The organism is Ramlibacter tataouinensis (genome assembly GCF_001580455.1).
In the GTDB taxonomy this organism is placed as follows: Bacteria; Pseudomonadota; Gammaproteobacteria; order Burkholderiales; family Burkholderiaceae_C; genus Ramlibacter; species Ramlibacter tataouinensis_B.
In genome coordinates this window covers 404,099-416,947 of sequence record NZ_CP010951.1, presented here as the reverse complement: position 1 = coordinate 416,947, position 12,849 = coordinate 404,099, and the positions used below count along the sequence as shown (strand labels likewise).

General features: G+C 69.1%; 13 protein-coding genes. 7 read left to right on the top strand and 6 right to left on the bottom strand.

The genetic code is table 11. The annotated features are described in order from the left end of the window. From UC35_RS02010 to UC35_RS01995, 4 genes are read left to right on the top strand one after another with little or no spacing between them, the layout of a single operon-like run. Positions 1–183 carry an alpha-E domain-containing protein gene (locus UC35_RS02010; protein ID WP_061495694.1) on the top strand — a complete coding sequence of 61 codons (183 nt, stop codon included), beginning with the start codon at positions 1–3 and terminating at the stop codon, positions 181–183. Next, positions 184–1,143 (top strand): alpha-E domain-containing protein, encoded by a 960-nt coding sequence (locus UC35_RS02005; RefSeq protein WP_061495692.1) that lies wholly within the window; start codon positions 184–186, stop codon positions 1,141–1,143. Further along, on the top strand, positions 1,140–2,825 hold the full coding sequence (locus tag UC35_RS02000) for a tetratricopeptide repeat protein (protein ID WP_061495690.1): 1,686 nt from the start codon (positions 1,140–1,142) through the stop codon (positions 2,823–2,825). The genes UC35_RS02005 and UC35_RS02000 overlap by 4 nt, the downstream gene beginning before the upstream one ends. A gap of 58 nt (positions 2,826–2,883) precedes the next feature. Next, on the top strand, positions 2,884–3,702 hold the full coding sequence (locus UC35_RS01995) for a tetratricopeptide repeat protein (protein WP_145979307.1): 819 nt from the start codon (positions 2,884–2,886) through the stop codon (positions 3,700–3,702). 4 nt (positions 3,703–3,706) lie between these two features. Here the strand turns inward: UC35_RS01995 and UC35_RS01990 are convergent, their stop codons facing one another. After that, entirely contained in the window at positions 3,707–4,813 is a 1,107-nt protein-coding gene (locus UC35_RS01990; RefSeq protein WP_061495687.1) for a CapA family protein, read from the bottom strand. 39 nt (positions 4,814–4,852) lie between these two features. On the opposite strand from UC35_RS01990, the gene UC35_RS01985 reads away from it, so the two are divergent. Continuing rightward, positions 4,853–5,200 (top strand): GFA family protein, encoded by a 348-nt coding sequence (locus UC35_RS01985; RefSeq protein WP_061495685.1) that lies wholly within the window; start codon positions 4,853–4,855, stop codon positions 5,198–5,200. A 103-nt stretch (positions 5,201–5,303) separates the two neighbouring features. On the opposite strand, the gene UC35_RS01980 is transcribed toward UC35_RS01985, so the two are convergent. The 5 genes from UC35_RS01980 to UC35_RS01960 are packed head-to-tail and all read right to left on the bottom strand — an operon-like array spanning position 5,304 to position 11,026. Beyond that, the gene (locus UC35_RS01980) at positions 5,304–5,924 is read right to left on the bottom strand and encodes a hypothetical protein (protein ID WP_061495683.1); all 621 of its coding nucleotides are present in this window, start codon (positions 5,922–5,924) and stop codon (positions 5,304–5,306) included. Beyond that, positions 5,921–7,015: a lytic murein transglycosylase B gene (gene mltB, locus UC35_RS01975; RefSeq protein ID WP_061495681.1), complete on the bottom strand. Its 1,095-nt coding sequence runs from the start codon at positions 7,013–7,015 to the stop codon at positions 5,921–5,923. Before mltB ends, UC35_RS01980 begins: the two co-directional genes overlap by 4 nt. An 18-nt stretch (positions 7,016–7,033) precedes the next feature. Continuing rightward, complete coding sequence (locus UC35_RS01970; protein ID WP_061495679.1) at positions 7,034–9,046, bottom strand: transglutaminaseTgpA domain-containing protein; 2,013 nt, start codon at positions 9,044–9,046, stop codon at positions 7,034–7,036. After that, positions 9,040–10,086, bottom strand: a complete 1,047-nt coding sequence (locus UC35_RS01965; protein ID WP_082792539.1) for a DUF58 domain-containing protein — start codon at positions 10,084–10,086, stop codon at positions 9,040–9,042. The genes UC35_RS01970 and UC35_RS01965 overlap by 7 nt, the downstream gene beginning before the upstream one ends. Positions 10,087–10,105: 19 nt before the next feature. Beyond that, positions 10,106–11,026 carry an AAA family ATPase gene (locus UC35_RS01960; RefSeq protein WP_061495677.1) on the bottom strand — a complete coding sequence of 307 codons (921 nt, stop codon included), beginning with the start codon at positions 11,024–11,026 and terminating at the stop codon, positions 10,106–10,108. Positions 11,027–11,068: 42 nt separating this feature from the next. Between UC35_RS01960 and UC35_RS01955 the strand changes: the two genes are divergently transcribed. Beyond that, the gene (locus UC35_RS01955; RefSeq protein ID WP_061495675.1) at positions 11,069–12,022 is read left to right on the top strand and encodes a histone deacetylase family protein; all 954 of its coding nucleotides are present in this window, start codon (positions 11,069–11,071) and stop codon (positions 12,020–12,022) included. Positions 12,023–12,035: 13 nt separating this feature from the next. Next, a complete protein-coding gene (locus UC35_RS01950; RefSeq protein ID WP_061495673.1) occupies positions 12,036–12,827 on the top strand; it encodes an enoyl-CoA hydratase in 792 nt (263 codons plus the stop codon). The last annotated feature ends 22 nt before the right edge of the window (positions 12,828–12,849 follow it).

Below are 12,849 nucleotides of genomic sequence, written 5' to 3'. Positions count from 1 at the left end.
ATGCTGTCACGCACCGCCGACCACCTGTTCTGGATGTCGCGCTACACGGAGCGGGCGGGCGACATGCCGAAGGCATTCGCGGGGAGCACTGACAAGTGCGCGAAGCGCTTGTCATGTGCTCACCAAAACACCGGCAATCGCGAAGCGATTGTGGCGGGGTTTTTGGCCCGCCAGGAGCGCTAGATGCTGTCACGAACCGCCGATCACCTCTTCTGGATGTCCAGGTACACGGAGCGGGCCGAAAATACCGCGCGCATGCTCGATGTGAATTACCAGACCTCGCTGCTGCCGCAATCGGCGGCCGTGGCGCAACTGGGCTGGCAGGGCATGCTGTCGATCAGCGAGCTGATGCCGGCCTACAGCGCCAAGCACGGCGAAATCAGGCCGCGGCAGGTGATGGAATTCATGGTCAAGGACGAGAGCAATGCGTCCTCGATCCTGTCGTGCCTGAAGGCCGCGCGCGAGAACGCGCGGGCCGTGCGCGGCTCGCTCACCACCGAGGCCTGGGAAACGCAGAACCAGACCTGGCTCGAAGTGAACCGCATGATCCGCGAGGGCGAGTTCGAGCGCGATCCCGGGCAGTTCTTCGAGTGGGTGAAGTTCCGCTCGCACCTCTCGCGCGGCGTCACGGTGGGCACCATGCTGATGGACGAGGCGCTGCATTTCATGCGCCTGGGCACCTTCCTCGAGCGTGCCGACAACACCGCGCGGCTGGTGGACGTGAAGTTCCACGCCGTGCAGAGCGACTTCTTCGGCACCGCCAGCGAGAAGGACCAGGAGTACGACTTCTACCACTGGAGCGCGATCCTGCGCAGCGTCTCGGCCTTCGAGGTGTACCGCAAGGTCTATCGCGACGTGATCCGGCCCGAGCGCGTCGCCGAACTGCTGATACTGCGGGCCGACATGCCGCGTTCGCTGCACGCCAGCTTGAACGAGGTGGTGGCCAACCTGGCGGCCGTCGCCAACGACGAGTCGGCCGAAACGCAGCGCCGCGCCGGCAAGCTGCGCGCGGAGCTGCAGTACGGCAACATCGAAGAGATCCTCACCAACGGATTGCACGCCTTCCTCACCCAGTTCCTCGATCGCGTGAATGATCTGGGCTCGCGAATCAGCCGGGACTTCCTGATCCCGGTGCTGAATTGAGCGGCGCGCAGGCGCTGGAGCAGGGCGTGGCCTTGCTCGACGGCGGACGCTTCCACGAAGCGGTGCAGGTCTTCGGCGCCCTGTTGCGTGCCAATCCGGCCTCGGCGGAGCCCCGGCTGGGGCTGGCGCGTGCCATGCTGGGCATGGGCGATGGCTGGGCGTCGGCCGCGTGGCTGAGCGATGCCTGCCGCTCGGCGCCGCATCGGCCCGAACTGTGGCTGGAACTGGGGCGCCTGCTGGTGGCGCAGCAGCGTGAGAGCGAACTCGAGCCGCTGCTGCACGGCGCCATCGCGGCCAACCCGGACTCGGTGCCGCTGCTGCAGATGCAGGGTGAGCTTTACCTGCGCCGCAAGGCCCATGTCCCGGGACTGCGCGCCTGGCAGCGTCTGGCCGAACTGCAGCCGCAGGATCCCGCCGCGCTCCTGAATTACGGCTTTTGCCTGGAGCAGGCCGGGGCCGTCGAGAAGGCGGTGATGGTCTACCGGCAGGCCCTGGCGAGAAAGCCTGACCTGATGGAAGCGCACGTCAACCTCTCCGGCGTGCTGTGGCGCGTGGAGGACTTCGAGGGTGCGCTCGCGCATGCGCAGCGGGCGGTGCAACTGGCGCCCGAGCATCCCTATGCCGTTCGCATCCTCGGCACCGCCTACCTGAACCTCAATCGACTGGATGAAGCCGAGGCGCAGTTGCGGCGTGCGTTGCGGCTGCTGCCCGGCTTTTCGCTGGCCGAGATCGACCTGGCATTCACCCTGCTGCTCGCGGGCCGGCTGAAGGAGGGCTGGCCGCTGTACGGGCTGCGCTGGCGCGACAAGGAGCGCATGAAGCGGCCGGATTTCTTCAACCCCGAGTTCGAATGGAAGGGGCGCGGGCTGCAGCCGCTGCGCGGCAAGCGCATCGCCATCTATGCGGAGCAGGGGCTGGGCGACGTGATCCAGTTCGCGCGCTATGTGCGCGTGCTGCAGGCCGAGGGCGCGACCGTGGTGGGCGTGGTGCAACCCGAACTCGTGCCGCTGATGGAGCACAGCCTGGAGGGCCTGCAGTGCCTCACGCCGCAGCGCACGCTGCAAGCCGACTATCACGTGGCCCTGCTGGACCTGCCGATGCACCTGGGCACGACGCTGGACGACATCCCCGTGCAGCAGCCCTACCTGCGCGCGCCGGAGCAGAAGCGGGCCGAATGGGCCGCGCGCATGCCCGACGCGCAAGGGCGCCTGCGCGTGGGCCTGGCTTGGTCCGGCTCGCTGCAGCAGGTGAACAACAACAACCGGGCGATGCGCCTGTCGCAGCTGATGCCGGTCATCGGCCTGCCGCAGCTCCAGTGCTTCAGCCTGCAGAAGGCCGACGTCGGCGCGCATACCGACATCGCGGCGTCGCCGGAGCTGCTGCTGGACCTGACGCCGCATTGGCAGGACTTCACCGACAGTGCGGCCATGATCGCCCACCTCGATCTGGTGATCACCGTCGACACTTCCATCGCCCACCTCGCCGGCGCGATGGGCAAGGAAGTCTGGGTGATGCTGCCTCCCAATGCCGACTGGCGCTGGCTGCTGGACCGCGAAGACTCGCCCTGGTATCCGCGCATGCGGCTGTTCCGGCGCGGCTTCAGGGAGGCGAGGGCGCAGCAGGTGCAGCGGGTGGTGGAGGCCTTGCGGGCGCGCTGGCCGGGCACGGGAGAGCCTTCCTGAAGGGCGTGCAATGCGTGCGCTTGCCCTCTTCATCCTTGCCGCGTTTGCACAATACGCCATGGCCATCGACCTCGAACCGCTGTGGGACTTCGGCAAACCCGAACAGAGCGAGCAGCGCTTCCTCGCCGCGATGCAAGGCGCTTCTGCGGACGACCGGCTCATCCTGCAAACCCAGGTCGCGCGGACGCATGGCTTGCGACGCGACTTCGCCCGGGCGCGGGAGATCCTGGCGCCGATCGAGGCCAAGCAAGCGGCGGCCTCGCCGGAAGTGCAGGTTCGCTACTTCCTCGAGCTGGGGCGCACCTATGCTTCGGCGGCACACTCGCCGGAGCTGCTGACGCCGCAAGCCCGGGCCACGGCAGGCGCGCATTTCCTGCGTGCCTACGAGGTGGCCGAGCGCGCCCGCCTCGACCGCCTGGCCATCGATGCGCTGCACATGATGCCCTTCGTGGAGACCGAGCCGGACCGCCAGCTGGCGTGGAACCGGAAGGCGCTGGCCCTGGTGGAACGGACGGACCAGCCGGATGCGAAGGCGTGGGAAGGCCCGCTGCGCAACAACCTGGGCTACGCCCTGCACCAGCAGGGCGAGTACGAAGCGGCACTGGGCCAGTTCCGGCTGTCGCGCGCGGCCTATGAGCGCGCGGGGCGCGCGCGCGATGTGCGAATCGCCGACTGGATGATTGCCTGGACCTTGCGCGTCCAGAAAAAGTACCCGGAAGCGATTGCCCTGCAGCTCGAACTCGAGCGGGCCTGGGACGCCGCCGGCGAACCCGATCCCTACGTGTTCGAAGAGCTGGAACAGTTGTACCGTGCGGTCGGTGACGAGGCCCGGGCCCAGTACTATGGCGCGAGGCTGAAGAAGGCCCCGGTGAAGTGATGCGTTAGCGCCAACGTAGCGCCCAGCCGCCCGCCTCGCGTTCGACCGAACTGCCCAGCGCGCTGCCTTGCTCCCTGAACATGCGCTCCAGCCACTCGCGTGCCGAAGGCCCGGCGCGCACGAGGCGAAAGCGCCGGAGCTCCATGGGCACGATCATCAGGCGCAGCAGCGCGCCGCTTCGCGCATCGAGCGTGGGAAAGTAGAGGCAGCCCCAGTCGCTGCGCAGCTCGCCGTGCGCGCCTATGCCCTCGTAGTCGTTGATCAGGTCGCCGCAGCCGTAGAGGATGAGCCTTCCCTTGTGGACTTCGACCGCCAACGGATGATGCGAGGAGTGGCCGTGGACCAGGTCGCAAACACCTTCCTCGATCAGGCGATGCGCGAAGCGGCGGTGCGCCGCGGGGATCGCGAGGCCCCAGTTGCCGCCCCAGTGGATGGAGACGATCACCCGGTCGCCGCTGCGCCGGTGCCGCGCCACCGCGGCGCTGACCTGCGCCAGGCTGCGATCCGACAGGTCCGGCAGCCAGGCCACGCCCGATGCGGTGGCGGTGGCCGCCCATTCCGGCGGCACGCCGCTGCTCGGTGTGGCCAGCGAGAACAGCAGCAGGCGCCCGCCCGTCGGCAACTCGAAGGCAGCGGGCGCCCAGGCGGCAGCGCGGTCGGGGCCGGCGCCCGCGGTGCGCAGGCCGGCGCCATGCAGCGACTCCAGCGTTTCCTGCAGTCCGGCGCGGCCCCAGTCCAGCACGTGGTTGTTGGCGAGCGCGCAGGCATCGATGCCGGCCGCGGTGATGCAGTCGAGATTGCCCGGGTGCATGCGGTAGTGGATGCCTTTGCCGGGCCAGGCCTGGTCGCTGCGGGTGACCGAGGTCTCTAGGTTGATGATGCGCAGGTCGGGCCGCGCGGTTCGCAGCTCCGCCAGCGCATCGCCCCAGATGTAGTCGGCGGCGACCGGCGCGGGGATGGGCCCGTTCGCGCGCTCGGCCAGGCCCACGTAGTCGCGGGCGTCGCGCACCCATTGCTCCTGCAGCTGCGGCGGGCTGGACTGGAGCATCACCTGATCGATGCCGCGGCCGGTCATCACGTCGCCGGCCAGGAAAAGGGCCAGATGGCTCATCGTTGCACTTGCCTGGCGGGAGTGCCTATCATGACCCCGATGAAGTACCGTGGAAGCTGCCACTGCGGCCAGGTGGCCTATGAAGTCGAGGGCGAGATCAGCGGTGTGATCTCGTGCAACTGCTCGATGTGCCAGCGCAAGGGCTCGCTGCTGTGGTTCGTGCCGCGCGAATCACTGACGCTGCTGACGCCGGAAAACGCGTCCAGCGTCTACAAGTTCAACAAGCACGTGATCGCGCATCACTTCTGCCCCAGCTGTGGCATCCATCCCTATGGCGAGGGGCGGGATCCGCAGGGGCGGGCGATCGCGGCCATCAATATCCGTACGCTGGAAGACGTCGACTTGGCGGAGATCGCGGTGACGCCGTTCGATGGCCGGTCGAAATAGATAGGCGGTGCATTGCGGGGGGTAGTGGGGCGATGCATCCCATGGCGGGACCCGCCGCCCCCATCCCAACCTTCCCCCGGAGGGGGAAGGAGAGAATCCCGCCTCAGCCTTGCAACCGGTCCAGCGAGCGCTGCAGGTTCTCCCGGGCGCGCGATTCCAGCATCGCGTGAAAGCGGTCGGTGCTGTACAGCCGGGGCCGGTCGAGGAAACCGCGCAGCACCTGCTTGCGCCCCCGCCGGTACTCGGGCTCGGCGACGTGGGCGAACTCTTCGCGCACCTGCGCGTCGGATTGTTCGAAGCGCGCGCGTTCGGCACCCAGGATCGCCAGGTCGATGTCGACCAGCAGCTGCGCATCGGGGTCGGTGGGCAGCGCCTCGTGGCGGGTGGCCATGACCAGTTCGTACACGCGCTGGGCGATGTCCTCGGGCAGGCCGGCCTGGCGCACGCTGTCGCGCGCCCATTCGGCGCTGCGCTCCTCGTTGTCCTCGCGCCGCGGGTCGTAGAAGGCGTCGTGGAACCACAGTGCGAGCCCGATCTCGGCCGGACGCCGGGCGTCGGTGCGCACCTGGACGAACAGCTCGAAAATCTCCAGCAGGTGCTGCAGCGTGTGGTAGCGGCGGTGCTTCTCGCTCCAGCAGGCGACCAGCCGCTGGTGCAGGGCCTCGTCGGGCTGGCGCGCGCCCAGTTCGATCCAGAGGGCGCGCCAGGCCGCGAGATCGATCACGAGCCGCGCTCCGCGGTGCGCGCGGCCTTCACCGCGCGGCCGAGCTCGATCACCGCCATGGCGTAGTAGCTGGACCAGTTGTAGCGTGTCACCACGTAGAAGTTCTCGGTGCCGGCCACGTACTCCGGCGGGTTGTCGCCGTTCTGCAATTCGATCAGGGCCAGCGGGCCGGGATGTTCGAGCGCCGGTCCGCTGAGCACGGCGCCCTTGGCGGTGAAGCTCTCGACGCTGAACGTGGGCAGGATGTCCGGCGCCAGCAGCGCGTCCTTGTCCAGGGTCTCGGGGTTGAAACTCACGGGGTAGTGGGTCGGCATGCCAGGCTGCCAGCCGTAACCTTTGAAGTAGTTTGCAACGGAGCCTATCACGTCGGCGGGACTGCCCGCCAGATCGACGCGCAGGTCGCCGTCGAAATCGATGGCCCAGCGCGACCAGCTGCTGGGCATGAACTGCGGCATGCCCATGGCGCCGGCGTAGCTTCCCAGGGGCCGCAGCGGGTCGGCGTTGGTGACGCGCTGCGTGACCAGGAACTGCTCGAGTTCGCCCCGGAAGTACTTGGCGCGCTCCGCGGCTCGCGGGTGCGATGCGGGAAAGTCGAAGGACAGCGTGGCCAGCGCGTCGATCACCCGGAAATTGCCCATGTGCTGGCCGTACAGCGTCTCGACGCCGATGATGCCGACGACGATTTCCGGCGGCACGCCGAATTCGCGCTCGGCGCGCGCCAGGGTGGCTTCGTTGTCGTTCCAGAACTTCAGCCCGGCGGCGATGCGGACCGGCTCGACGAAACGGCTGCGGTAGGCCTGCCAGTTCTTGGCCGTGCCGTTCGGCGCCGGCTGCATCAGCCGCGCGACCAGGGGCAGCATCTGCGCGCGGCCGAGGGCGGCGCGCACCCAGCCCGGGTCCATGCCGCGTCGGCTGGCCATGTCTTCGGCCCACTGCATCGCTTCCTCGCGCGCGGCATAGGGCTCGCCGCGGTAGGGGGAAGCGGCGTTGACGTTCTTGCGCCCGGGCTTTTGCGCGTGGGCGGTGCCGGCGAAGGCCGCAAGCGCGGCCATCGTGGCGATGACGAGGAGGGATTTCAAGGCGGGGCGCATCAATTCAGAGTCAGTGCATCAGGTCGGAGCCTCGGGCCAATGGAGCCGGCGCAGATCGCGCTGCAGCAGGGGCAGGCTGGTGGAAGGCGCGCGCGCGTAGCGCAGCGCCTCGAGTTGCAAGAGCCAGTCGGCCAACGGCGCGCCCGCCGCGCCGAAACGCGCGGTGACGGCGCCGGCGATCTGCCGCGGCGGCGCGGCGGCGGGCAGGACGACGCCGGCGGCCGCCAGGCGCCCGCGCACGCGCCGCAGCAGGCGCAGCCAGGGGTCGCGCTCGCGCCGGTCCCATAGGGTCCAGGCGGCGCCACCCAGGGCGACCAGCACGATCACCGAGATCAGCAGATGGCTCAGGTCTTCCCAGCTCGGCGAGGAAAAGCCGATGTCCTTGAGCAGGTTCAGCTGCCGGCTTTGCGTGTAGTTCAGGATGCGCTGGTTCCAGGCGTTGTTGATCGCTTCCCAGGCAGCGCGCAGGTTCACCGTCAGACCGGGCGTCATGTTGCCCAGGGCCGAAGCCAGCGCGTTGCGCGGCGGCTGCAGGCGCCGCAGGGAGCCCACGCGTTCGGGCGCGATGGCACCGGTGGGGTCCACCCGGACCCAGCCTTGGCCCTGCAGCCAGACCTCGGCCCAGGCGTGGGCGTCGCTTTGGCGCACCACCCAGAAACCATCCACCTTGTTGAGTTCGCCGCCCTGGTAGCCGGTGACCAGGCGCGCGGGAATGTCCATGGCCCGCATCAGGACCACGAACGCCGAGGCGATGTGCTCGCAGAAGCCCTCCTTGCGGTCGAACCAGAATTCGTCGGCGGTCTCGGCGCCGTACACCCCAGGATCCAGCGTGTAGCCGTAGCCGCCGGTGCGCAGGCGCTCCAGCACCGCCCGCACCAGCGCCTCGGGGCCGCCCGTGCGCAAGCCGGCATCCGACTTCAGCTGCTGGGCCAGGGCCAAGGTGCGCGGGTTGCGGTTGGCGGGCAACTGCAGGTACTCGGGCAGCACCGCGGCGAAACTGCGCGGGCCGTGCCGGAACGAGGTGTGGCTTTCCGCCTGGTAGCGCAGCAGGTCGGTGACCGGGCGGCTGGCCAGCCACTGCAGCTCGCTGGTCATGATGGTGTCGACGCCGGGCGCCTCGGGCGGCTTGGCTGCCGCATCGAGCACCAGGATCCACGGCCGGTTGCTCGGCTCCAGCGTGACCTCGTAGCGCAGGGGCTGGCCCGACACCTGCAGCTGCGAGCTCCCGGTCAGGGCGGTGGTTCCCGATCCCAGGCGCGGCGACACCGGCCGCCATTCGCGGCCGTCGAAGGTGGAGAGCACCGGGCCGCGGAAGTACAGCTCGCCAGGCGCGGGGGCCGGGCCCAGGAAGCGCACCCGCATGGCGATGCTCTCATCCAGCACGATGGAGGCGATGCTGCCGACCTGCATGTTGGCCGACAGCCCGCTGCGCCCCGCCATGGCGTCGCCCGGCATGCCCCACAGTGGCCCGAAGCGCGGGAACAGCACGAACAGCACCGCCATCACCGGCGCGCCCAGCAGGGCCATCCAGCCGGCGGTGCGCGCCGACTCGGCCAGCGAAGGCTTTCCGACCGGCATGTGCGCGTTGACCAGCGCCGTGAGCAGCCCCAGGAGGCCCAGCAGCATCGCCGCAGCCGTCAGCAGCGACTGCGAGAAGAAGAAGTTGGTGAGCATCGTGAAGAAGCCCAGGAAGAACACCACGAAGATGTCCCGCCTGGCGCGCATCTCCAGCGTCTTCAGCGCCAGCAGCGTCACGATCAGCGTGACGCCGGCGTCGCGCCCGAGCAGCGTGCGGTGTGTGGCGAAGGTCGCCGCGACAGCCAGCACCAGCAGGCCGACCACCCAGACCGAGCCGGGCAGGGGGCGCGAGCCCAGTGCCAGCAGCGCGCGCCAGGCGAGCAGGCCCGCCGCCATCGCCACGCACCAGACCGGCAGGTGCGGCGCCTGCGGCAGCACCAGCCAGGCGATCACGCCCAGCAGGAACAGCGTGTCCCGGCTGTCGCGCGGCAGCTTGGCGAGGCGGCTCAGCATGTGGCGAGTGCCTCCAGGCAGCGCCGCTTATGCGCCTCGCCGCTGGCGGGCGCGATCTGCTGGCCGGGCAGGCGCAGCCCGTAGTCCATGCCCAGCCGGTCGGCCTGCAGCACCCAGGCGGCCAAGCGCGACAGGCGCCGCTCCGTGTCCTGGAGGCCCGCCTGCGCGAAGTCCAGCCACAGCTCGTAGCGTTGCGCCTGCTGGGCGTCGCGGCTGACCAGCTCTTCGCTCTTGGCCGCCTTCTTCCAAACCACCAGCTTGAGCGGGTCACCGCGCCGGTAGGCGCGAACGCCTTCGAATTCGCCGGTGGCCTGCACCCGCGCGGTGGCGCCGCCACCGGCGCGCGGCTCACCGGCCGGCAAGGGCGGCGGGACGGCTTCGGGCGCCGGATAGACCAACACCTGCGCAGCCGGCCGCCACACCGTCCACACCCGGAAGATGCCGAGCGGGAAGCGCGTCTCGGCCGTGAGCATGGGCACCCGGTGCAGGCCGCGCCGCCCCGGCTTGAAAGCCACCTGCACCGTACTGCTGCCCAGCGCGGGGACGTCCGTGTAGGCCCAGCGGTCGTCCTGGTCGAGGTCGAGCACCGCCAGCCCGATGCCGTAGCGCGCCGACTTGCGGTTGTTGGAGAGGGCAATGCGCAGGCAGGCGCTGGTGCCGGCGAACTGCGGGTCCGGCGCCATCAGGTTCATGGTGAGCCCGCGCAGGGTGGCGTGGCAGACATGCATCCCGACCACGCAGCAGCCGGCGAGCAGGAAGGTGAGCAGGTAGCCGAGATTGAGCTGGTAGTTGATCGATGCGATCACCAGCACCAGCAGGGTCGCGCCCATCATGAAGCCGGGGCGGGTGGGCAGGATATAGACGTTGCGCTGCGTCAGTGTGATGCTGTCCGACAAGGGCAGCCGCGCCTGCCACCACGCGCGGAACTGGCGGCGCGCGTGTGCGACCGGGTTGAGCACGAAGTAATGCTCCTGTCCGGCGGCGGGAACGGCCGCGGGGGCGTCGGGGGCGTTGGTCGCGGAAGCCACGGGTGAACTCATCCTGGGGCGAGGCGGCGGGTCAGGGCAGCGGCACTGCTTCCATCATGGCGCGCACCTGCTCGGTCGGCCCACGGCCGGCGTCGCCGACCGGGATCAGGCGGTGGGCAATGGTCTGCGGCAGGATGGCCTGCACATCGTCGGGCGCCACGTAGTCGCGGCCGCTGATCATGGCCTGCGCCTTGGCGGCGCGGATCACCGCGATGCCGGCGCGCGGCGACAGGCCCTGCAGGAACCAGCGGCCCGAGCGCGTGGCGGCGATCAGGTCCTGCAGGTAATTCAGCAGCGCACCGGCGGCATGCACCTGCAGCACCTGCTGCTGCAGCGCCTGCAGGTCCTGGGGGGTGAGCGTGCCGCGCATGGCCTCCACCATGCCGCGGCGGTCGTCGCCGGCCAGCAGCTCGCGCTCGGCCGCGCGGTCGGGGTAGCCCAGCGAGATGCGCATCAGGAAGCGATCGAGCTGGGACTCGGGCAGGGCGAAGGTGCCCAGCTGGTCGTGTGGGTTCTGCGTGGCGATCACGAAGAACGGCGAGGGCAGCACCCGGGTTGCGCCTTCGACCGTCACCTGCTTCTCTTCCATGGCCTCCAGCAACGCGCTCTGCGTCTTGGGGCTGGCCCGGTTGATCTCGTCGGCCAGCAGCACCTGCGCAAACACCGGGCCGGGATGGAAGACGAAGGCCTCCTTGCCGCGCTCGTACACCGACACGCCCGACAGGTCGCTGGGCATGAGGTCGGCGGTGAACTGGACGCGCGAGAAGTGCAGGCCGAAGGAGCGCGCGAGCGCATGCGCCAGCGTCGTCTTGCCCACCCCCGGCACGTCTTCGATCAGCAGGTGCCCGCCCGCCAGCAGGCATGCCACGCAGTCGCGCACCTGGGACGGCTTTCCGACAACCACCGTGTTAAGCTGGTCCAGCAGTGCCTTCAGTTTTTGTTGTGCTTCCATTCGTGAAACCTTATCCGAATTTTCCGAGGAGACAGGGACGCAATGAATAAAACCGGGTATTTCACACATCCCGACTGCCGGCGCCATGAAATGGGCGCCGGCCACCCCGAATGTCCCGAGCGGCTGGACGCGATCGATGACCGGTTGCTGGCCAGCGGACTGATGGATGCGCTGGACCGGCGCGAGGCGCCCCTGGCCTCGACCGGCGACATCGAACTGGCGCACGACAAGCTGCATGTCGCCGCCATGCGCGGGCTGGGCGAGGAACTGGCGGAGGAGATCTCGGCCGGGGGCCAGTCGTATGCCCGGATCGATCCCGATACCGCGATGAACGTCCACAGCTGGAACGCGGTGCTGCGGGCCTCCGGCGCGGTGCTGGGGGCGGTGGACGCGGTGATGGCGGGCGAACTGGAAAACGCCTTCTGCGCCGTGCGCCCGCCCGGGCACCATGCCTGCCACGACCGCGCCATGGGGTTTTGCATCTTCAACAACATCGCCATCGGCGCCAAGTACGCGCTGGCCCGGCACGGCCTGCAGCGGGTGGCGATCGTCGACTTCGACGTGCACCACGGCAACGGCACCGAAGACATCGCGTCCGGGGACGAGCGCATCCTGATGGTGAGCTTTTTCCAGCATCCCTTCTATCCGTACTCCGGCACCCATCCGACGGCGACCAACATGGTGAACCTGCCGGTGCCGGCTTACACGCGCGGCATGGCCATCCGCGAGCTGATCGACGACGCCTGGATGCCCCGGCTGGAAGCGTTCAAGCCCGAGATGATCTTCATCAGCGCCGGCTTCGACGCCCATCGCGAAGACGACCTGGGCCAGCTGGGCCTGGTCGAGCAGGACTACGCCTGGATCACGATGCGGATCAAGGACATCGCGGCCCGGCATGCGAAGGGCCGCATCATCTCGTCGCTGGAAGGCGGCTACAACCTCAGCGCCCTGGGACGCAGCGTCGAAACCCATGTTCGCGTGCTGGCGGGTGTTTGACCGGGACTTCACGATGAACGACACGCCCACTTCCGACGCCGTCCAGTACGAGCGGGACAGCCGCGGCGTCATCACGCTCACCATGAACCGCCCGGCGAGCTTCAACTCGCTGAGCGAAGAGATGCTCGGCGCGCTGCAGGCCGCGCTGGACCGCGTCGCCGCCGATGAAGGCGCCCGCGTGGTCGTCCTGGCCGCCAACGGCAAGGCCTTCTGCCCCGGACACAACCTCAAGGAGATGGTGGAGCGGCCCTCGCTGGACTACTACCGGAAGCTGTTCGACCAGTGCAGCCGCATGATGCTGTCCATCCTGAAGCTGCCGGTGCCGGTGATCGCGCGCGTGCATGGCATTGCCACGGCGGCGGGGTGCCAGCTGGTGGCGCAGTGCGACCTGGCGGTGGCCTCCGGCAACGCGAGTTTCGCGGTCAGCGGCGTCAACTACGGGCTGTTCTGCTCCACGCCCAGCGTCCCGCTGCTGCGCAACGTCTCGCCCAAGCACGCGATGGAAATGCTGCTGACCGGCGACTTCATCACGGCGCAGCAGGCGGCGGAGCGCGGCCTCATCAACCGCGCGGTGGAGCCCGAGCAGCTGGACGCGGAAGTCGCCAGGCTGGTGGCCAGCATCCTGGACAAGCCGCGCGAGGCGGTCGCCCTGGGCAAGGATCTGTTCTACCGCCAGCGCGAAATGGGCATCGAAGCGGCCTACCAGCTCGCCGGCCACACAATGGCGCTGAACATGATCGACACCTGCGCGCAGGAAGGCTTCAAGGCGTTCACCGAAAAGCGCAAGCCCGCCTGGAAGACCTGATTCGGCTGGCTCAAGAACAAGA